At 63.8% G+C, this 20,967-nt stretch carries 18 protein-coding genes; 8 read left to right on the top strand and 10 right to left on the bottom strand.

Annotated elements, in window-relative coordinates:
- Positions 1 to 177 precede the first annotated feature (177 nt).
- The gene (locus tag FHW58_RS16480) at positions 178 to 1,380 is read left to right on the top strand and encodes an ectonucleotide pyrophosphatase/phosphodiesterase (protein ID WP_229265348.1); all 1,203 of its coding nucleotides are present in this window, start codon (positions 178 to 180) and stop codon (positions 1,378 to 1,380) included.
- A gap of 141 nt (positions 1,381 to 1,521) precedes the next feature.
- Here the strand turns inward: FHW58_RS16480 and FHW58_RS16475 are convergent, their stop codons facing one another.
- The 7 genes from FHW58_RS16475 to FHW58_RS16445 form a co-directional block, all read right to left on the bottom strand.
- The gene (locus FHW58_RS16475; RefSeq protein ID WP_179674192.1) at positions 1,522 to 2,748 is read right to left on the bottom strand and encodes a 6-phosphofructokinase; all 1,227 of its coding nucleotides are present in this window, start codon (positions 2,746 to 2,748) and stop codon (positions 1,522 to 1,524) included.
- Between the two features lie 52 nt (positions 2,749 to 2,800).
- Positions 2,801 to 4,822: a S9 family peptidase gene (locus tag FHW58_RS16470; protein WP_179674191.1), complete on the bottom strand. Its 2,022-nt coding sequence runs from the start codon at positions 4,820 to 4,822 to the stop codon at positions 2,801 to 2,803.
- 109 nt (positions 4,823 to 4,931) lie between these two features.
- Positions 4,932 to 6,947: a prolyl oligopeptidase family serine peptidase gene (locus tag FHW58_RS16465; protein ID WP_179674190.1), complete on the bottom strand. Its 2,016-nt coding sequence runs from the start codon at positions 6,945 to 6,947 to the stop codon at positions 4,932 to 4,934.
- 77 nt (positions 6,948 to 7,024) lie between these two features.
- Entirely contained in the window at positions 7,025 to 9,034 is a 2,010-nt protein-coding gene (locus tag FHW58_RS16460; RefSeq protein ID WP_218892794.1) for a sodium:solute symporter family protein, read from the bottom strand.
- Positions 9,035 to 9,078: 44 nt separating this feature from the next.
- Positions 9,079 to 9,456: a DUF4212 domain-containing protein gene (locus FHW58_RS27855; RefSeq protein WP_179674188.1), complete on the bottom strand. Its 378-nt coding sequence runs from the start codon at positions 9,454 to 9,456 to the stop codon at positions 9,079 to 9,081.
- Positions 9,449 to 10,966 (bottom strand): sensor histidine kinase, encoded by a 1,518-nt coding sequence (locus FHW58_RS16450; RefSeq protein WP_179674187.1) that lies wholly within the window; start codon positions 10,964 to 10,966, stop codon positions 9,449 to 9,451. Before FHW58_RS16450 ends, FHW58_RS27855 begins: the two co-directional genes overlap by 8 nt.
- Positions 10,963 to 11,676 (bottom strand): response regulator transcription factor, encoded by a 714-nt coding sequence (locus FHW58_RS16445; protein WP_179674186.1) that lies wholly within the window; start codon positions 11,674 to 11,676, stop codon positions 10,963 to 10,965. The genes FHW58_RS16450 and FHW58_RS16445 overlap by 4 nt, the downstream gene beginning before the upstream one ends.
- Before the next feature lie 146 nt (positions 11,677 to 11,822).
- On the opposite strand from FHW58_RS16445, the gene recA reads away from it, so the two are divergent.
- The 6 genes from recA (at position 11,823) to FHW58_RS16415 (ending at position 17,343) form a co-directional block, all read left to right on the top strand.
- Complete coding sequence (gene recA, locus FHW58_RS16440; RefSeq protein ID WP_179674185.1) at positions 11,823 to 12,911, top strand: recombinase RecA; 1,089 nt, start codon at positions 11,823 to 11,825, stop codon at positions 12,909 to 12,911.
- 77 nt (positions 12,912 to 12,988) lie between these two features.
- Positions 12,989 to 13,441 carry a recombination regulator RecX gene (recX, locus tag FHW58_RS16435; RefSeq protein WP_179674184.1) on the top strand — a complete coding sequence of 151 codons (453 nt, stop codon included), beginning with the start codon at positions 12,989 to 12,991 and terminating at the stop codon, positions 13,439 to 13,441.
- 424 nt (positions 13,442 to 13,865) lie between these two features.
- Positions 13,866 to 15,032 (top strand): ADP-forming succinate--CoA ligase subunit beta, encoded by a 1,167-nt coding sequence (sucC, locus tag FHW58_RS16430; RefSeq protein WP_179674183.1) that lies wholly within the window; start codon positions 13,866 to 13,868, stop codon positions 15,030 to 15,032.
- Between the two features lie 13 nt (positions 15,033 to 15,045).
- Positions 15,046 to 15,927 carry a succinate--CoA ligase subunit alpha gene (gene sucD / locus FHW58_RS16425; protein WP_179674182.1) on the top strand — a complete coding sequence of 294 codons (882 nt, stop codon included), beginning with the start codon at positions 15,046 to 15,048 and terminating at the stop codon, positions 15,925 to 15,927.
- A 186-nt stretch (positions 15,928 to 16,113) separates the two neighbouring features.
- Positions 16,114 to 16,692, top strand: a complete 579-nt coding sequence (locus tag FHW58_RS16420; protein WP_179674181.1) for an FHA domain-containing protein — start codon at positions 16,114 to 16,116, stop codon at positions 16,690 to 16,692.
- A 171-nt stretch (positions 16,693 to 16,863) separates the two neighbouring features.
- The gene (locus FHW58_RS16415; RefSeq protein ID WP_179674180.1) at positions 16,864 to 17,343 is read left to right on the top strand and encodes a pilin; all 480 of its coding nucleotides are present in this window, start codon (positions 16,864 to 16,866) and stop codon (positions 17,341 to 17,343) included.
- Positions 17,344 to 17,389: 46 nt separating this feature from the next.
- Here FHW58_RS16415 and FHW58_RS16410 read toward each other — a convergent pair whose 3' ends face one another.
- The gene (locus tag FHW58_RS16410) at positions 17,390 to 18,100 is read right to left on the bottom strand and encodes a flagellar brake protein (RefSeq protein WP_179674179.1); all 711 of its coding nucleotides are present in this window, start codon (positions 18,098 to 18,100) and stop codon (positions 17,390 to 17,392) included.
- 140 nt (positions 18,101 to 18,240) lie between these two features.
- Positions 18,241 to 19,158 carry a LysR family transcriptional regulator gene (locus FHW58_RS16405; protein WP_179674178.1) on the bottom strand — a complete coding sequence of 306 codons (918 nt, stop codon included), beginning with the start codon at positions 19,156 to 19,158 and terminating at the stop codon, positions 18,241 to 18,243.
- 124 nt (positions 19,159 to 19,282) lie between these two features.
- Between FHW58_RS16405 and FHW58_RS16400 the strand changes: the two genes are divergently transcribed.
- The gene (locus FHW58_RS16400) at positions 19,283 to 20,038 is read left to right on the top strand and encodes an SDR family NAD(P)-dependent oxidoreductase (protein ID WP_179674177.1); all 756 of its coding nucleotides are present in this window, start codon (positions 19,283 to 19,285) and stop codon (positions 20,036 to 20,038) included.
- Positions 20,039 to 20,411: 373 nt separating this feature from the next.
- Here the strand turns inward: FHW58_RS16400 and moaC are convergent, their stop codons facing one another.
- On the bottom strand, positions 20,412 to 20,897 hold the full coding sequence (gene moaC / locus FHW58_RS16395; protein ID WP_179674176.1) for a cyclic pyranopterin monophosphate synthase MoaC: 486 nt from the start codon (positions 20,895 to 20,897) through the stop codon (positions 20,412 to 20,414).
- Positions 20,898 to 20,967 lie beyond the last annotated feature (70 nt).

The raw sequence follows: 20,967 nt of genomic DNA, 5'->3' as shown, positions 1-20,967 counted from the left end.
TGGTTCTCAGCCAAATAGTGAATCGCATCATCAAGCATGAGCCGCAGGTTAACAGGCTCTTCTTACGTTTACAACACCGCAAAATAAAAATGCCGTTCAGTCTTAACTGAACGGCATTAGGGCCGCGTGCCCGCTTTTTTCATGTGTTCGTCATGCATGGCTGGCATACTGCCGGCCATGAAAAAACTCCTCACCTTGTGGCTGGCGCTGGTCGCCGGCGCGGCGGCCGCGCAGCCGGCGCCGCCTGTGATCCTGATTTCGATGGACGGCTTCCGGCCGGATTACCTGGAGCGCGGCGTGACGCCGAATCTGAACCGGCTGGCAGCGCAAGGCGCGCGGGCGGTGGCGATGCGGCCGTCGTTCCCGTCGGTTACCTTCCCTAACCATTACACGCTGGTCACCGGCCTGCGGCCGGACCATCACGGCATGGTCGACAACACCATCATCGACAATTCGGTGTCCGACAAGCGCTTCAAGATGAGCGATGCCGACGCGGTGGGCGACCGCCGCTGGTGGGATCAGGCCGAGCCGGTGTGGGTCACGGCCGAGCGCGAGGGCATCCACACCGGCACCATGTTCTGGCCCGGCTCGGAGGCGGCGATTCATGGCGTGCGGCCGACCATCGCGCCCAAGTTTGACGGCAAGCTGCCGGCCGCGGAGCGGGTCGACACGCTGCTGTCGTGGCTCGACCGTCCGGCCGATCAGCGGTTTGGCTTCATGACCTTGTACTTTGACGATGTGGACCACGCCGGCCACGAGTTCGGCCCGTCGGCGCCGCAGACCACCGAGGCGGTGGCGCTGGTGGATCAGGCCATCGGCCGCCTGCTGGATGGTCTGGCCAGCCGCCATGTCGAAGCCAACCTGGTGATCGTGTCGGATCACGGCATGGCGGACGTGAGCGCCACGCGCGTGCTGCCGCTGCACCGCGCGCTGCCGCCCGGCAGTTACGAGGAGGTGACCAGCGGGCCGTATGCGGCCATCAATCCTTCGTCGCCGGCCAACGAGAAGCCGCTGGCGGCGGCGCTGGCCCAGCCGTATGCGCACATCCAGTGCTGGCGCAAGGAGGACATTCCGGCGCGGCTGGCGTACGGCCACAACGCGCGGGTGCCGGCCTTCCTGTGCCTGGCCGATCCGGGCTGGAGCATTGTGTTCAGCGAGAAAAGCGCGGCCAAGGTCAAGGGCGGCAAGCACGGCTACGACAACGCGGCGCCGGAGATGGCGGCCACCTTCATCGCCGCCGGCCCGGCCTTCAAGCCCGGCGTGGTGCTGCCGGTGTTCGACAATGTGGATGTGTATCCGCTGGTGATGCGCCTGCTGGGCCTGACCGCGCTCCCCTCCGACGGCGACATCACGCCGCTGTTGCCGGCGCTGGGACAGTAGCGCTGGCAGCAGCCCGCGATCGGCGCGGCGAAGGTGGTGCGCCGCCCGCCGCCACGGCGCGCGCCCATGAAAAAGCGCGTGAGCCGGTCAACAGCGCCATACCCGGGCAGAAGCTGGCATTCTGCGCGCACTTCGCGGACGTCAAGTGCCAGTCGTCCGCTTGAGGATTTTCTCGACCGGTGCCGGGCGCAGGCGGTAGGCGTCCGGCATGCCGGCGCCGAGCAGGGGACGCAGGTACATGCGGAAGGCGTCGGTGACGTCGGTGCCGCTGGCGCTGATGAACTCGTCCTCCATCACCCGCGTCTTGCCGGCCACGGCGCTGAGCGGCAACAGTTCGTAGTCGACCGAGTAAAAGCCGGTGCGCTTGATGGCCACCGAGCCATCGCGCTCGCCCCACATGGCGAACTGCACGGCCTTCTCGCCGACTTCGCGCGCCTCTCGCTGGTCAACGTCCGACACGCAGCCGATAAAGGAACGCTGCAGATAGCCGAAGGTGTCGCCGCGCACGCGCTTGATGCCCAGCTTGCCCTTGATTTCATCGCACAGCAGATCGGCCAGCGCGCCGGTGCCGGACAGCTGGACGTTGCCGTGCGCGTCGCGCTCGACTTCCTTGGCCAGCAGCGAGGCGATCGGCGTGCCGCTGGCGTCATGGATGCCTTCCGACACCGCGATCACGCAGCGGCCATAGCGGGCGTATGTGGCCTTCACATCCTGCAGGAACTGGTCGAGCGAGAACACGCGCTCGGGCAGGTAGATCAGGTGCGGGCCATCGTCCGGAAACTTCTTGCCCAACGCGGCGGCGGCCGTCAGGAAGCCGGCGTGGCGGCCCATCACCACGCCGACGTAGACGCCGGGCAGCGCGGCGTTGTCCAGGTTGGCGCCGGCGAAGGCCTGCGCCACAAAGCGCGCGGCCGACGGAAAGCCCGGCGTGTGGTCATTGCCGACCAGGTCGTTGTCGATGGTCTTGGGAATGTGGATGCAGCGCAGCGGATAGCCAGCCGCCTGCGCCTGCTCGCTGACGATGCGCACCGTGTCGGACGAGTCGTTGCCGCCGATGTAGTAGAACTGCCCGATCTCGTGCGCCTGCAGCACCTTGAAGATCTCGGCGCAATACGCCACGTCCGGCTTGTCGCGGGTGGAGCCGAGCGCCGAGGATGGCGTGGCGGCCACCTGTTCGAGGTTGTTGCTGGTTTCGCGCGTCAGGTCGACCAGGTCTTCGTTGACGATGCCGCGCACGCCGTGCAGCGCGCCGTACACGCGGCTGCAGTCGCGAAAGCGGCGCGCCTCCAGCACCACGCCCGCCAGCGACTGGTTGATGACGGCGGTCGGCCCGCCTCCCTGTGCGACCAGAATCTTTCCCGATGCCATGCTCGCTCCCCCACGATGGTTGAAAGGCTTGCTGCACCGAGACTATACCGCTTTACCGTCCCGCGCCGATATTCTTGTCGAGGAATTTCTCCACCCGGCCCCAGAAGTCGATGCGGTTTTTCGGCAGCTTCCAGCCGTGGCCCTCTTCCTCGTACTCGATCCACTCGACGTTGGGGTTGGTTTCCTTGACCGCCTTGTAGAACTTGGTACCGTGCGGCAGCGGCACGCGGGTGTCGGCGCCGCCGTAGGCCATCAGCAGCGGCTGTTTGACCTCGCTGGCGCGCAGCAGCGGCGAGGTGGCTTTCAGCTGTTCCGCATCCTTCTCGCGGTCGCCGATCAGCACCGGCATGCCGTAGCGCTTGTAGTCGTCGGTGAAATCGGAGGCGTAGAACCAGCTGCCGGTGTACATCAGGTTGATGTCGCTGACGCCCACCCATTCAACGCCGCACTTGTACAGATCCGGTTCTTTAATCAGGCCCATCAGCGTGGCATAGCCGCCATAGCTGGCGCCGGCGATGCAGATGCGCTTGGGATCGGCGTAGCCCTTGTCAATCGCCCAGCGGGTGCCGTCGGTGATGTCGTCCTGCATTTTCAAGCCCCATTGCTTCCAGCCGGCGCGGTACAGGCGTCCGCCGTAGCCGGTGCTGCCGCGGTATTCCGGCTCCAGCACGGCGTAGCCGCGCGAGGCCAGGAACTGGGCGTCGGCGTTCCATTCCCATTCGCCGCCGCGCACCCACGGGCCGCCATGCACCAGCACCACCAGCGGCCCGTTCTTGCCGCCGCCCTTCGGCAGCGTCAGCCAGGCGGGGATGTTCAGGCCGTCACGTGCCTTGTAGTGCACCAGCTCCTTGCGCGCCATCTGGTTCGGATCGATATCGGGGAAGCTCTCGCCGATCAGGGTCAGCTTGTCGGTCTCGGTGTTATACAGCAGCGTGCGGCGCGGCCAGATGTCGGCAAACGACGACACCAGCACCCATGGCGTTTCAGGCTTGGACGGCAGCGTCAGCATGTTGACGGTGTTGGGCAGCATTTTGTCCACCTTGTCCTGCAAGGTTTTCATTGCCGGGTCGAGCCAGCTGGTGCCCCAGGCGTCGGTCAGGTGATTGACGCCCAGTAGTTTGTTGTCGCGTACCACCATGTTGCCGCGGAAGTCGTAGCCGTCCAGCGAGACCAGCGGCTTGTCGCCCATTTTTCCGGCCGCGATATCGTAGGCGAACACCACCGAGGTATCCTTGCCGGGCGTGTGGCTCAGCACGTACAGCGTGCCGTCCGGTCCGAACGACAACGGACGGAAAGCGCCGCCGCGGTTGGTGTAGCGTTCGAAATCGGTCAGCTTGCGCCACTCGTCACTGGCCGGATCGCGGTAGTACACGCTGTTGGTGCCGCCTTTTTCCGTGGTCATGGTCAGGCGCGGCTCGCCCCTGCTGTCCAGCATCCAGAAGTAGGTGTCGCCCGGGCGCTTGACTGAGCGGGAGACACGGCCGTTCAGCGTGTTCAGCTTGAGCAGGTTGGTGTACAGATACTCGCCGCTGCTGCTGAAAATGCGGTCCTGGACGTAGGTGTATTCGGAATCCTGGGCGCCGCGCTGCGGCAGCAGATAAGTGTGCCATGGCAGCAGGTCGCGCGAGTTCAGACTGGAACCGCTGGTGATAAACGGCTGGCCGTCGCGCATCGCCAGCTGGCGGAACTTGCTGCCATCGCGGTTGATCGCGTACAGGCCCGGCGCGTAGCGCATGTCGCCTTGCGCCAGGTCGCGGTCGGTGGCGGTGAACACCAGCCGTTCGTCGTTGACCCACTGGTAGGCGCCGATGTCGGCATCGCTGAAGTTGCCCACCACCTTGACCGCGTTATTGGCGAGGTCGACCACGCCCAGCATGTCGCGCTTGCTGTTCTTGTTGCTGACCTTGACTGCCAGGTATTTGCCGCTGGGCGACAGCACCGCCCCGGTGAATTGCGGGTTGCTGAAGAAATCGGCGATGGGCGGCGGAGGGCTGGCCGCGTCGGCGGCGCCGGTGTGGCCGCACAGGAAGGCGCCGGCCAGGGCCAGTGCGCGCAGGAGGTGGTGGACTCGCATGAATACGTTATAAAATAAGTAACGTGATTACGATAGCACCAGCTTGCCAAAAGCGCTACAACCCAAATGTATATTAATGTTGTGCCGGCGCGCCGCCGGAAGCGCGGTCTTATGGTCCGTGGCCGATATTCTTGTCGAGGAATTTCTCCACGCGACTCCAGAAGTCGATGCGGTTCTGCGGCACGCGCCAGCCATGGCCCTCGTCCTCGTATTCGATCCACTCGACGTTGGGGTTGGTTTCCTTGACCGCCTTGTAGAACTTGGTGCCGTGCGGCAGCGGCACGCGGGTGTCGGCGCCGCCGTAGGCCATCAGCAGCGGCTGTTTGACCTCGCTGGCGCGCAGCAGCGGCGAGGTGGCTTTCAGCTGTTCCGCGTCTTTCTGCGGGTCGCCGATCAGCACCGGCATGCCGTAGCGCTTGTAGTCGTCGGTGAGGTCGGAGCTGTAGAACCAGCTGCCGTTGTACATCAGGTTGATGTCGCTGACGCCCACCCATTCGACGCCGCATTTGTACAGCGCCGGCTCCTTGATCAGGCCCATCAGCGTGGCGTAGCCGCCATAGCTGGCGCCGGCGATGCAGATGCGCTGCGGGTCGGCATAGCCCTGGGCAATGGCCCAGCGGGTGCCGTCGGTGATGTCGTCCTGCATCTTCAGGCCCCATTGCTTCCAGCCGGCGTGGTACAGGCGGCCGCCGTAGCCGGTGCTGCCGCGAAATTCCGGTTCCAGCACTGCGTAGCCGCGCGAGGCCAGGAACTGCGTTTGCGCGTCCCAGTCCCATTCGCCGCCACGCACCCACGGGCCGCCGTGCACCAGCACCACCAGCGGCCCGTTCTTGCCGCCGCCCTTGGGCAGCGTCAGCCAGGCGGGGATGCGCAGGCCGTCGCGCGCCTTGTAGTGCACCAGGTCCTTGCGCGCCATCTGGTTGGGATCGATGCTGGCGCGCGACGCGCCGACCAGGGTCAGCTTCCCGGTCTCGGTGTTGTACAGCAGCGTGCGCTTGGGCCAGATGTCGGCGAAGGCGGTCACCATCACCCACGGCGTTTGCGGCCGCTCCGGCAGCGTCAGCAGGTTGACGGTGTGGGGCAGCATCTTGTCGATCTTTTCCTGCATGGCTTTCATCGCCGGATCGAGCCAGGTGGTGCCCCAGGCATCGGTCAGGTGGTTGACGCCCAGCAGCTTGTTGTTGCGCACGATCATGTCGCCACGGAAGTCGTAGCCGTCCAGCGCCACCAGCGGCTTGCCGGCCAGGGTGGCGGTGGCGATGTTGTAGGTGAATACGGCGGTGGTGTCCTTGCCGGGATTGCCGCTGATGACGTAGAAGGTGCCGTCCGGTCCGAACGACAGCGGACCAAACGCGCCCTGGTTGGTGTAGCGCTCGAAGTCGGTCAGCTTGCGCCACTCGTCGTTGGCGGGATCGCGGTAGTACAGGCTGTTGGTGCCGCCCTTGTCGCTGGTGAGGGTCAGGCGCGGCTCGCCCTGGTTGTCCAGCAGCCAGAAGTAGCTGTCGCCCGGACGCTTGACGCCGCCGGTGATGCGGCCGTTGAGCGTGTTCAGTTTCACCAGGTTGCTGTACAGGTATTCGCCATTGGCGCTGAAGATGCGGTCTTCGACGTAGATGTACTCGGTATCCTGGGTGCCGTGCTGCGGCAGCAGATAGGTGTGCCACGGCAGCAACTCGCGCGCGCCCATGGCGCCGGCGTCACTGATGAAGGGCTGGCCGTCGCGCATCGCCAGCTGGCGGAACTTGGTGCCGTCACGGTTGATGGCGTACAGGCCGGGCGCATAGCGCAGATCGCCCTCGGCCAGGTCGCGGTCGGTGGCGGTGAACACCAGGCGCTCGTCGTTGACCCACTGGTAGGTGCCGATGTCGGCATCCTTGAAGTTGCCTACCACCTTGATGGCGTTGGTGCTCAGGTCGACCACGCCCAGCATGTCGCGCTTGCTGTTCTTGTTGCTGACCCGTACCGCCAGGTATTTGCCGCTCGGCGACAGCAGGGCGTCGGTGAATTCCGGGTTGCTGAAAAAGTCGGCGATCGGCGGCGGACCCTTGGCCGCGTCGGCGGCCAGCGACGGGCCGCACAGCAGGGCGCCGGCCAGGGCCAGGACGTGAAGGAAGTGGTAGCGCATGGGGGGGCGTGTTATAAAATCGGTAACTGATGCAAGATAGCACCAAGTTATCAAAAACGCCATCACGACAATGTATTTTATTGTTGTTCCGGCGCCCGGATGTAGTCGACCAGTGCGCCGCTCTGCGGCCCCGGCGCCGGCGTCAGCAGGCTGACCGCGACCACCGTCATCAGCCCGGCCGGCACGCCAAAGATGCCGGCCGAGATCGGCGCGATGTGGAACCACTGGTTGGCCGCGCCGCCGCCCAGGATCGGATTGGTGTGCAGCATGTAGTAGACGCACACCAGGAAGCCGACCGTCATGCCGGCCACCGCGCCATGGTGGTTGGCGCGCTTCCAGAACACGCCCAGCACCAGCGCCGGGAACAGCGTCGATCCGGCCAGCGAGAAGGCCGCGCCCACCAGCGACAGGATGTCGCCCGGCTTGGTGGAGGCGGCATACGCGGCGATGAAGGCCACCGCCAGCAGCAGCAGCTTGGAAATCGTCACCCGCTTCTGGGTCGAGGCGCCGCGGTCCACCAGCTTGTAGTAGACGTCGTGCGACAGCGCGTTGGAGATGGCCAGCAGCAGGCCGTCCGCCGTCGACAGCGCCGCCGCCAGGCCGCCGGCCGCCACCAGCCCGGAGATCACGTAGGGCAGGCCGGCGATTTCCGGCGTGGCCAGCACCAGCACGTCGGCGTCGATGGTGATTTCGGCCAGTTGCACCACGCCGTCGTGGTTGACGTCGCTGATGCTGAACAGCGGGTTGACCTTGTCGACGTTGGCCCAGTACGACACCCAGTTGGGCAGGTGGTGGTAGTCGGTACCGACCAGCGCGCTGTAGATGTCGTACTTGACCAGCACCGCCAGCGCCGGAATGGTCAGGTAGATCAGCAGGATGAAGAACAGCGTCCACAGCACCGACACCCGGGTTGCGTGCACCGAGGGCGTGGTGTAGGAGCGCATCAGGATGTGCGGCAGCGCGGCCGTGCCCAGCATCAGGCAGAACACCAGCGCCAGGAAGTTGTTGCGCTTGATGTCGGAGGTGTCGGCGTCGCCGGGGTAGGGCGTGGCGTGCGGCGTGATCGGCTCGGCGCGCTGCAGGTTTTGCTCGCGCGCCTCGGTCCACAGCCGTTCGGCCTCGTCGGCATTTTTCGGGTAGGCCACCAGTTCGCGCTCGGCGTTGCGGATGTCCAGCAGCGAGGCGTTGCGCGCCTTGACCTGGTCGAGCTTGCGCTGTGCCTCGACGCGGCCGATTTCCCACGAGGCCGGCAGCGTGGCGAGGCGCCGTTCGTAGTCGGCGGCGCGGGCGCGGAAGAGGGCGCGCACTTCGGCCTCTTTCGGATCTTCCTGCAGCACGTGCTCGCGCGCGCTGAGCTTGGGCAGCAGCTTGCCGTAGGCCACCTGCGGGATCGGATTGTCCGAGTGCTTGGCGGACAGCCACATGGCCGGGATCAGGAAGGCCACCAGGATGATGATGTACTGCGCCACCTGGGTCCAGGTGATGGCGCGCATGCCGCCGAGGAAGGAGCACACCAGGATGCTGGCCAGGCCGAGGAAGATGCCGACCGAGAAGTCGACGCCGGTGAAGCGCGAGGCGATCAGGCCCACCGCGTAGATCTGCGCCACCACGTAGGTGAAGGAGACGATGATGGTGGCGATCACCGCCAGCACGCGTACCAGACGGCCGCCGTGGTCGGCGTTGTCGGCGCCGCCGTAGCGTTCGGCCAGGAAGTCGGGGATGGTGTACTGGGCGAACTTGCGCAGGTAGGGCGCGATCAGCAGCGCCACCAGGCAGTAGCCGCCGGTCCAGCCCATGATGTAGGCCAGGCCGTCGAAGCCGTGCAGGTACAGGCCGCCGGCCAGGCTGATGAAGCTGGCGGCCGAGATCCAGTCGGCGGCGGTGGCCATGCCGTTGAACATGGCCGGCACGCGGCGCCCGGCCACGTAGTATTCCAGCACGTTGGAGGTGCGGCTGATGACGCCGATCAGCGCGTACAGCACGATGGTGGCAAACATGAACAGGTAGCCGATCCATTGGCGCGGCATGCCTTCCTGCTCCAGCGCCGCCAGCGCGATCAGGAAGCAGCCGAAGCCGGCGGTGAACATGGCGTAGTAGCTGCGCAGGCGCTGGAAGAAGGTGCGGGGCGGCTTCACGCGCGGTGCTCCGTGGCGGCGGCGCGGTCCAGCCGGCGCATGCGCCAGGCGTAGAAGCCGATGATGCCGAGGTAGACCAGCGACGCGCCCTGCGCCGCCAGGTAGAACGACAGCGGCCAGCCGAACACGCTCAGCCCGGCCAGCTCGCGGGCGAAGAAGGCGGCGCAAAAGCCGGTGAGCAGCCACAGCAGCAGCAGCAACGTGGTCATGCGCCGGACCTTGTGCCAGTGCTGCAGGCGCGTGAGCCGGGGCCCGGTTGGCCCGTCCGGCGGGAGGGCGGCGTGGGCGGCGTGGGCGGACGTCGGCCCGGCCACAGCGGCGGGGCCGGCGGCGGATGGCTGCGGCTGGGCGGCGGGGGAGGCTGGTTTATCCATAGTACGGCGGTTCGTCGTCGTCCTCGCGCGGCGCCGGCGGCAGCGCGAAGGTCAGGCGGAACAGCGCGCCCGGCAGCTTGGGCTGGGTGGCGCGCGGGTTGTTGAAAATGTCGACCTCGGCGTTGTGCTGCTGGGCGATCTCGCGCACGATCGCCAGGCCCAGTCCGCTGCCCTCAGCGGTGTTGCCGAGGATGCGGTAGAAGCGCTCGAATACGCGCTCGCGCTCGCCCGGAGCGATGCCGGGGCCGGTGTCCTCCACCTCCAGGTAGCCGTGCTCCAGCTCGTCGCTGCGCACGCGCACCGTGACGCTGCCGCCGGCCGGCGTGTAGCGCAGCGCGTTGTCGATCAGGTTGGACAGCAGCTCGCGCAGCATGGTGGCGTTGCCGGTGATGACCAGCGGCTGCGGCGGCGCTTCAAAGCCGAGGTCGATATGGTGCGCGAACGAGGCCTGCACCCAGTCCTGCACCACCATGCGCGCCAGCTCGGCCAGGTCCAGCGGCGCCATGGCGCTGCCGGTCTGCGGATGATTTTCAGCGCGCGCCAGGGCCAGCAGCTGGTTCACCAGGCGCGTTGCCGCCTCCGAGCTCTTGGCCAGCTGCTCCAGCGAGCGGTGGATCTCGCCGCTGTCGGTCTGGCGCAGCGCCAGCTCGGACTGCATGCGCATGCCGGCCAGCGGCGTGCGCATCTGGTGGGCGGCGTCGGCGATGAAGCGCTTCTGCATGTCGATGGTCAGCGACAAGCGCGACAGCATCTCGTTGAGCGAGCGCACCAGCGGCGTGATTTCCTCCGGCACCTGGTTGGAGGCGATCGGGCTCAGGTCCTCGGAACCGCGGGCGCGGATGCGTTCCTGCAGCTGCGCCAGCGGCGACAGTCCGCGCGCCAGCGCAAACCACACCAGGGCCAGCACCACCGGCAGCACGATGAACTGCGGCAGGATCACGCCCTTGATGATGGCGTTGGCCAACTGGGCGCGCTTCTCCAGCGTTTCCGCCACCTGCACCAGCGCCAGCTGCGGCGAGCTGCCGTCGTTGCGCTCGATCTGCACGTAGGCGAAGGCGACCCGCACCGGCGCGCCGTGCATGCTGTCGTTGCGGAAGCGCACGCCGCCGGCGCTGGTCTTGTCCTCGTCGTCCAGCACCGGCTGCGGCATGTCGCGGTCGCCGTCGATGTGTTCGCCGCGCGGGCCCTGGATCTGGAAGTAGACGTTGTCGATGTCGTCGGCGCGCAGGATGTCGCGGGCCGAGCCGCTCAGGCTCTTGATCAGCTTGCCGTCGACCGAGCGCACCTGCTGGGCCAGCACGGTGACGCTGTCCTCCAGCGCGTGGTCGAAGGGCTGGTTGGCGATCGACTTGGCGACCAGGTAGGTGATGGCGATGCTCATCGGCCACAGCAGCAGCAGCGGGGCCAGCATCCAGTCCAGGATTTCGCCGAACAGGGAATGTTGTATGTCCTCGTCCGCGTCGGGCGCGGGCGGCTGATACGCCAGTTCGGCTTCCTGGGGCGCGCTCACTTGTTGGCGTCTCCGGCCTCGGCGCTGGCGCGCGCGGCGGCCTCGTTGAATTTCTCCAGGCAGTAGCCGAGGCCGCGCACGGTGGCGATGCGCACGCCGCCGACCTCGATCTTCTTGCGCAGGCGGTGCACATACACCTCGATGGCGTTGTTGCTGACCTCCTCGCCCCATTCGCACAGGTGGTCGACCAGTTGTTCTTTCGATACCAGCCGGCCGGTGCGGGCCAGCAGGATTTCCAGCAGGCCCAGCTCGCGCGCCGACAGGTCCAGCATCTGCTCGTTGATGTAGGCGCTGCGGCCGACCTGGTCATAACTGAGCGGGCCGTGGCGGATGACGGTGGCGCCGCCGCCGGCGCCGCGGCGGGTCAGGGCGCGCACCCTGGCCTCCAGTTCGGACAAGGCGAACGGCTTGGCCATATAATCATCGGCGCCGAGGTCGAGGCCATTGACGCGCTGCTCGATCGAGTCGGCGGCGGTCAGGATCAGCACCGGCAGCAGCGACGAACGCGCGCGCAGGCGGCGCAGCACCTCCAGCCCGGACAGCTTGGGCAGGCCCAGGTCCAGGATTAGCAGGTCGAATTCCTGGGTCGACAGGGCGGTGTCCGCCTCTTGCCCGTTGCGGACGCAATCGATGGCGTAGCCCGACTGGCGCAAGGAGCGGGTCAGCCCGTCGGCCAGTACGCTGTCGTCTTCGGCAAGTAATATACGCATGTGAATCTACTCCGGCTGCACAAGGCCCTATTTTGGCGACTTTTTGTGCTTTCTCAAAGAATTTGCAAAAATCCCGCTTGCATTAAGCACTGTTTTTTTATACAGTGCTACCTGTATCGAACAATCTAACCGGCTGAAAGCACATTATGGACGACAAAAAAGGCGTAGTACCTGCATCTGAAAAAGCCAAGGCGCTGGCTGCTGCGCTGGCCCAGATCGAAAAGCAATTCGGCAAGGGTTCCGTCATGCGCATGGACGCCAGCGCACCGATCGAAGAAGTGCAGGTCGTGTCGACCGGCTCGCTGGGCCTGGACGTGGCGCTGGGCGTCGGCGGCCTGCCGCGCGGCCGCGTGGTGGAAATCTACGGTCCGGAATCGTCGGGTAAAACCACGCTGACGCTGCAAACCATCGCCGAGATGCAAAAACTGGGCGGCACCTGCGCCTTCATCGACGCTGAACACGCGCTGGACGTGACTTATGCGCAGAAGCTGGGCGTCAACCTGCACGAGCTGCTGATCTCGCAGCCGGACACCGGCGAACAGGCGCTGGAAATCTGCGACGCGCTGGTGCGCTCCGGCTCGGTGGACCTGGTGGTGGTCGACTCGGTCGCCGCCCTGACCCCGCGCGCGGAAATTGAAGGCGACATGGGCGACGCCCTGCCGGGCCTGCAAGCGCGCCTGATGTCGCAAGCGCTGCGCAAGCTGACCGGCTCGATCAACCGCACCAACACGCTGGTCATCTTCATCAACCAGATCCGCATGAAGATCGGCGTGATGTTCGGTTCGCCGGAAACCACCACCGGCGGTAACGCGCTGAAGTTCTACGCCTCGGTGCGCCTGGACATCCGCCGCACCGGCTCGATCAAGTCCGGTGACGAGGTCATCGGTAACGAAACCAAGGTCAAGGTGGTCAAGAACAAGATTGCGCCGCCGTTCAAGGAAGCGCACTTCGACATCCTGTACGGCGCCGGCACCTCGCGCGAAGGCGAGATCCTGGACCTGGGCGTGGAAGCCAAGATCGTCGAGAAGTCGGGCTCGTGGTACAGCTACAACGGCGAGCGCGTCGGCCAGGGCAAGGACAACGCCCGTTTGTTCCTGCAGGAGCGTCCGGAGCTGGCGTGGGAAATTGAAAACAAGGTGCGCGAATCGCTGGGCGTACGTGTGTTGCCGCCGCTGGCCACCGACAACACCGTGGTCAAGCTGAAGCCGGCCAAGCCTGAAGCCGACGCGGCCTAAGCCTGTCGTCCCGGCGCAGGCCGGGACCCATGCTGAGCAAGCATGCCATGGACTCCCGCCCGCGCGGGAGTAACGCTATGCCAACACCCCCACCAAGCCTCAAGGCGCGCGCCCTGCGTTTCCTCTCGCTGCGCGAGCACAGCCGCCAGGAACTGGGCCGCAAGCTGGCCAAGTATGCCGAGGAGGGCGACGACATCGACGCCTTGCTCGACCTGCTGGAACAAAGCAACTGGCTGTCGCAAGAGCGCTTCTCCGAATCGCTGATCCACCGCCGTGCATCCCGCTACGGCAACAGCCGCATCGTCGCCGAGCTGCAAAGCCATGGCGTCGGTGGCGAAGCCCTGCAAGACCTCAAATCCCACCTGGCTGATACCGAGCTCGACCGCGCGCGCGACATCTGGCAGCGCAAGTTCGGCGTGGTGGCAAACGATGTGCAGGAACGGCATAAGCAAATTCGCTTTCTGTTGCAGCGTGGCTTCTCGCAACGCACCGTGCAAAAGGTCATCAAAGGCGCCGATCTCGACGACTAAGATGTCAACTCCATCTTGGGTGTGCTACACTTTGAGGGTTTTTGCAGCACCGCGGGGGCGGTGGTTGTCCGTAGAAGCTGCGGCAACGTGTGTTTTTAATAAGAGAAAACACGCCAGGCTGCTAACTAACCCATGCCGTGAGAGCGGTATCGATCTTATGTCTCTGTTAACTCCAGTCACCCGTCGTGCGCAGCGAGCACGCGCGCCACAGCTGTCCCCAGCGAGGACGGCACGCGGGATATTGGCAGCCCCTCTGCATCAACTGTTTCAATCCGAAGAATTCCAAGTCCTGCACCGTGACCCCGGCGCAGCGGCGAAGTTTTACCCGCGCTGGGTGGACAAAGCAGCACCGGGTAGCGCGTAGCAACAACATCTGCTTAATCATTCAACCGATTTATACATCAGCATCAGAAGGGAAGCCAGCATGAAGATCCATGAGTATCAAGGCAAAGAAATTCTCCGAAAATACGGAGTGACGGTACCGCGCGGTATTCCGTGCATGTCCGTTGAAGAAGCAGTCAAAGCTGCTGAAACCTTGGGCGGCCCAGTCTGGGTTGTAAAAGCGCAGATCCACGCCGGTGGCCGTGGCAAAGGCGGCGGCGTCAAAGTGGCCAAGTCGCTGGAACAAGTCAAAGAATACGCTGACCAGATCATGGGCATGCAGCTGGTGACCCACCAGACCGGCCCGGAAGGTCAAAAAGTACGCCGCCTGCTGATCGAAGAAGGCGCGGACATCAAGAAAGAACTGTACGTCTCGCTGGTTACCGACCGCGTGACCCAGCGCGTTGTCCTGATGGCCTCGTCGGAAGGCGGCATGGACATCGAAGAAGTCGCTGAATCGCACCCTGAAAAAATCCACTCGATCGCCATCGACCCGGCCGTGGGCCTGACCGACGCCGACGCCGCTGCCATCGCCGCCAAGATCGGCGTGCCGGAAGGCTCGATCGCCGACGCCGTCACCAACCTGCAAGGCCTGTACAAAGCCTACTGGGAAACCGACGCCTCGCTGGCCGAAATCAACCCGCTGATCCTGACCGGTTCGGGCAAGGTCATCGCCCTGGACGCCAAGTTCAACTTCGACGCCAACGCGCTGTTCCGTCACCCTGAAATCGTCGCCTACCGCGACCTGGACGAAGAAGATCCAGCCGAAGTCGAAGCATCGAAATTCGACCTGGCCTACATCTCGCTGGACGGCAACATCGGCTGCCTGGTGAACGGCGCCGGCCTGGCCATGGCAACCATGGACACCATCAAGCTGTTCGGCGGCGAGCCGGCCAACTTCCTGGACGTGGGCGGTGGCGCCACGGCCGAGAAAGTGACCGAAGCGTTCAAGATCATGCTGAAGAACCCAGGCCTGAAAGCCATCCTGGTGAACATCTTCGGCGGCATCATGCGCTGCGACGTGATCGCCGAAGGCGTGATCACCGCATCGAAAGCCGTTTCGCTGCAGGTACCGCTGGTGGTCCGCATGAAGGGCACCAACGAAGACCTGGGCAAGAAGATGCTGGCCGACTCCGGTCTGCCGATCATCTCCGCCGACACGATGGAAGACGCAGCGAAGAGCGTTGTTGCCGCAGCTGCTGGTAAATAATTAAGGAACCGATATGTCTATTCTGATCAACAAAGACACCAAAGTCATCACCCAGGGTATCACCGGCAAAACCGGCCAGTTCCACACCCGCATGTGCCGCGACTACGCGAACGGCAAAAACGCCTTCGTTGCCGGCGTGAACCCGAAGAAAGCCGGCGAAGACTTCGAAGGCATTCCAATTTTCGGTTCGGTCAAGGAAGCCGCGTCGGAAACCGGCGCCACCGTGTCGGTGATCTACGTGCCGCCAGCCGGCGCCGCCGCCGCCATCTGGGAAGCCGTTGAAGCCGAACTGGACCTGGCGATTTGCATCACCGAAGGCATCCCAGTCCGCGACATGATGGAAGTCAAGGATCGCATGGCCAAAGCCGGTTCCAAGACCCTGCTGCTGGGCCCGAACTGCCCAGGCCTGATCACCCCTGACGAAATCAAGATCGGCATTATGCCAGGTCACATCCACAAGAAAGGCCGTATCGGCGTGGTGTCGCGTTCGGGCACCCTGACCTATGAAGCCGTGGGTCAGCTGACCGCGCTGGGTCTGGGCCAATCGTCGGCAGTCGGTATCGGCGGCGACCCGATCAACGGTCTGAAGCACATCGACGTCATGAAGATGTTCAACGACGATCCTGACACCGACGCGGTCATCATGATCGGCGAAATCGGCGGTCCGGACGAAGCCAACGCGGCGCGTTGGATCAAGGACAACATGAAGAAACCGGTGGTTGGCTTCATCGCCGGCGTTACCGCTCCTCCAGGCAAGCGCATGGGCCACGCCGGCGCGCTGATCTCGGGCGGCGCTGACACCGCGCAAGCCAAGCTGGAAATCATGGAAGCTTGCGGCATCAAGGTGACCAAGAACCCATCGGAAATGGCGCGTCTGCTGAAGGCGATGCTGTAATCCAGACCGTCCGGTTATGGAATAATAAAGGGGAGCCGCGTGCTCCCCTTTATTTTTGTGCGGCAGACGGCACCCGCGCAACCCGCACACCGCCGGCGTCAGGGTCTGACCCCGTACGGGGTCAGACCCTTTCGTCCGGGGTGAAAGCAAGCGCACCGTCCCACCCACAATCAGCCGGAGAAAAGATTGGCCAAGCTCCTCATCGCGCACGACGGACAACCCGAGCAGCACCTCCAACTGAGCAAAGAGCGCATGACGCTGGGCCGCCACCCGCGCAACGACATCGTGCTGACGCACCCGGCCATCAGCGCCGAGCACGCGGTCATCGTCACCATCCTCGATGATTCCTTCCTCGAAGACCTGCACAGCACCAATGGCACGTTCGTCAACGGCCACCGCATCGGCAAGCATTTCCTGCAGCACCAGGACGTGATCAGCCTGGCCAAAGTCCGGCTGACGTTCGTGGCCGACGGCATCCGGCCGCTGGCGGCGGCGCAGCCGGTGCTGGCCGAACTGTCGGTACTGAACGGCGCCAACGCCGGCAAGCACGTGCCACTGACCAAGCCGCAGACCACGCTGGGCCGGGCCGGCGTGCAGGTGGTGGTGATCCACCGTCACCCCCAGTTTTACACCATCACCCACACCGAAGGCGACGCCGCGCCGCTGCTCAACGGCACGGCGCTGGACCGGCAAACCGCCGAATGCCTGAGCAACGGCGACGTGATCGACCTCAGCGGCACTCAACTGGCGTTCCGCGTGGCCTGACACTTTTTGTCACTCCAGGCCAGTCTGACAAATTGCGGCGGTCTGGCCTGACAAAAAGTGGCAGTTTTCGGCCCGGATTGCTGAAATATTGGGCAAAAACAGGCTGGCACACCAATTGCAATTACCAGGATGTGTCACCCAACAATGTATTTACCACCCAAGGAGCCGAACATGAAATCCATGAAAATGATGAAACAACAAGCCCAAGGCGGCTTCACCCTGATCGAACTGATGATCGTGGTCGCCATTATCGGCATCCTGGCCGCCGTCGCGATTCCGCAGTACAGCAACTACACCGCCAAAGCCAAAGCACAAAGCGCTGTCGCCGCGTTGGATGGCATGAAAACTGCCGTTGCATTGTGCATTCAGGAATCCGGCGGTGTTGCGACGAACTGCAGCAGCACCAACCAAACTGCAGCGCTGCCTGCTTTCTCCAAGACTGCCGAAATTGACTCGGTGGCTGTCACCGCTGGCACGATCGTCGCCACGTTGTCCGATGCCGCCAAAACCAGTCTGCAAGCCAATACGATTACGATGGTGCCTTCCAGCGGCTCCACCGCAAACATTGCCTGGTCCACGACGATTGATTCCGGTAACGATAGTGTGAAAAGTGCAGTGGAGAAGAACAATCCTCCTCCTACCACTCCTTAATTGGGACGCAGATGAAAAGCCCGGCAGCCGCCGGGTTTTTTTCTGCTTAAACGATCTTCTGGCGGTCGGCGATCAGCGCTTCGTAGGTGAGGTTTTGCAGCATGGTGTAGTGGACCGGATCGAGGTCGATGAACTGCACGCCATAAGTGAACACCTCCGGCTTGTCCCCCGTCGCCGGCTTGACCACGTTGATGTTGCGGATGGTCGCGTTCGGATTCACCCGCACCTGGCGGTTGCCCGGCTGCGCAATCAGATAAAACGACAGCCCCACCTGCGCATCGCCGTCCGACAACTGCTTGGGCGACTCGATCAGCGCCCCCGACACGCTCAGGTTGACCAGAAACACCGACGTGTTGCCGGTGGACGTCGTCACCTGCGCCGGAATGTCCACCTTGACCCGCATCGCCGCCCGCAAACTGGTGCCCTGAATCGACACCGGAAAACTCAGATGCGCATAAAACAGCGGCCGCGGAAACACCCGCTGCACAACACACGAGAACGAACACACATTGACGCCGGAAAACACCCGGATCGTCAGCTTGTCGCCCTCATTCAGCGCGATCGGCGCATTGTTCTCGAACGGCACCTTGACGATCATGTACTCATCCTTGACCCAGCCGATCAGCGTGGAAAAGTGCTGGATGGGTTTGATGGTGCGGTGGGTGATGAACTGAATTCTGCCGCCAACCTGCAGATTCATTTGCTCGAACTCGTACTCCTGAGTCTTGGCTTCGCCTGGCGGAGGGTTGCTGCTCATGCAAACTCTTTCTTATGTGCGCAAAACGGCTACGGTGACACCACCGTCAAAAAATTGTCCTTGCGACATTAATTATATGCTCGCCAACGAAAAGTTACAATCAGACAATACACTACATTGCTAACTGGTAATTTCCGCGGTCAGCTGTCGGGCGAGCGCAACAGCGAGCGCCCATCCAGCCCGGGCGTCCGCGCCAACAACGCGGCGATAAAATCGATAAACACGGTAGCGCGTTGCGGCAACAGGCGATCGGCCGAATACACCGCGTTCAGCGGCGACATCCGGGTGGTAGAGGCGCCCAACACCGCTGCCAGCTCGCCGCTGCGCAGATGCTGCGCCACCATCCACGCCGGCAGATAAGCAATGCCGAGCCCGGCCAACGCGGCGCGGCGGATCGCCTCCAGACTGTTGAGACGCAGCCGCCCGGACACCTGTACCTCGCCATTGTCCAACGGCCAGCCCCGCACATCGCCCGCCAGCAAGGTGTAGATCAGACACTCATGATGCAGCAGATCCTCGACACGCTGCGGCGTGCCATGCTTGTCCAGATAAGCCCGACTGGCAACACAGATGCGCTCCGAGGTGCCGACGCGCCGGGCCCGCAGCGCACTGTCTTTCAGCACGCCGCCACGGATGGCCAGATCCACGCCTTCGGCGATCAGATCGACATAACCGTCACCCATCTTGAGCTCCACCTCCACATCGGGATAGCGCGTCAAAAATTCCGGCAGCGCATCCACCAATTTTTCGGTGGCCAGCGCTGAAGGGCAGGCCACGCGCAGCAAGCCATGTGGATTGTGCTGTCCGCGCGCCTCGGACTCGGCCTGCTGGATCACATCCAGTGCCTGCTTCGCCAGCGCGTAGTAGCGCTGACCGTCGGGCGTGGGCACCAATTGGCGCGTCGAGCGGTTGAGCAGGCGCGTGCCCAGCGTCTGCTCCAGCGACGCGATATGCCGGCTCACATTCGGCTGGCCTATCCCCAGTTCCCGCGCAACGGCGGAAAAACTGCCGGTCTCGATCGCCCTGACCAGGCAATGCATCCAAAGTAATTTATTCATTCTGACCGGAATTTTGTTTCGCTCATGCGATTAAAGCATAAATGTTATGAGTCCCGCTTGTCTTATCGCCGGCGGTTTCGCTCCGCATACTGGATGCACAACTTCATCGCAAAGGAGCATCAACATGACACTTAAACTCGCGCAGAAAGTCGCCGTCATCACCGGCGGCAGCACCGGCATCGGCCTGGCCATGGCCAAACGATTTGTGAAGGAAGGCGCCACGGTCTACCTCACCGGCCGCCGGCAGGCGGAACTGGATATGGCGGTAGGCGCCATCGACGGCACGGTCGAGGGCGTCCGCGTGGATTCGGCCGACCCAGCCCAACTGCAAGCGCTGTTCGACCGCATCAAGGCGCGCCATGGCAAGCTGGACGTGCTGGTCGCCAACGCCGGCGGCGGTTCGATGCTGCCGATGGGACAAATCACCGAAGCCCATTTCGACGACACCTTCTCGCGCAACGTCAAAGGAACGCTGTTCACGGTGCAGGCGGCATTGCCTCTGCTGGGCAATGGTTCGTCGGTCATCCTGACCGGCTCCACCGCCGGCAGCAGCGGCACGGAAGCGTTCAGTGTGTACGCCGCGTCCAAGGCGGCGGTGCGCGCGTTTGCCCGCAACTGGATTCTGGATCTGAAAGGGCGCGGCATCCGCATCAACACCCTGAGCCCGGGGCCAACGAAGACGCCCGGCCTGGTCGAGCTGGTGGGCAACGATCCAGCCCAGCAGCAAGGCCTGCTCGATCACCTGGCGTCGCAGATCCCGATGGGGCGCGTGGGCGACCCGGATGAGATCGCCAAGGCGGCGGTATTCCTGGCATCGGACGACGCTAGCTTCGTCAACGGCATTGAATTGTTCGTAGACGGCGGCATCGCCCAGATCTGACGCCGGTTGCGCAACGGCAGAAGGGGGCGTTGATATTCGCTGCTAGCGGCAGACGAATTCAACGACCTCCTTGATCCGCCCGTCGGTGGATTGACTGGATAGTCTGCATTCGGTCGCACTTGCTGTACCCGCAATACATCCACGCTCCCATCCTGCTGGTGGCCGGTTCGCCTGGATGGCGTCAGGTTCAAGCCATTCCGGGCATACAACACGCTGTTCAGAACCAACTGCCCAACTGGCGATCAGCAGAGCAAACCCGTAAATGACAGGCATACGTCCTCCAGGCGGAATGGGTATGCATCATTGTTGGAATTGCTGGTAGCGGCTAGCTTGACCGGCGATAAAGTTCGCTCAAGTAGTTGAAAGTCAACACTTAGCTGGTGGCGCTCCAGTCGCCCGACTTGCCGCCGTGTTTTTCGGTGACGCGGATGTTGGACATGACCATGCCGCGATCCACTGCCTTGCACATGTCATACACAGTCAGCAGGCCGACTTGCACCGAAGTGAGCGCTTCCATCTCGACCCCGGTCTTGCCGTAGGTTTCCACCTGCGCCTTGCAGTGCACCGAGGAATTCTCCACATCGGTTTCAAAGTCGACCGCCACGCGGGTCAGGGCCAATGGGTGGCATAGCGGGATCAGGTCGCTGGTGCGCTTGGAGGCCATGATGGCGGCGATGCGGGCGATTCCCAGCACGTCGCCTTTCTTGGCCGTGCCGCCCATGATGATGGCCAGCGTTTCCGGCTTCATGCGGATCGAGCCGCTGGCCAGGGCGATGCGGTGGGTGTCGGCCTTGGCGCCGACGTCCACCATGTGGGCTTGGCCGGTGGCGTCGAAGTGGGTCAGGTGTTCGGTGGTCATGGTTGCAGCTTAAAATGATTCATAATGTGGCACTCAGTCTTCGTGCCCGGGTTGCGGGTATCATATCACC

The organism is Duganella sp. 1224 (assembly GCF_013408245.1).
Classification (GTDB): domain Bacteria; phylum Pseudomonadota; class Gammaproteobacteria; order Burkholderiales; family Burkholderiaceae_D; genus Rugamonas.
The sequence above is the reverse complement of the archived record's forward strand: the minus strand, read 5'-3'. Positions and strand labels throughout refer to the sequence as shown.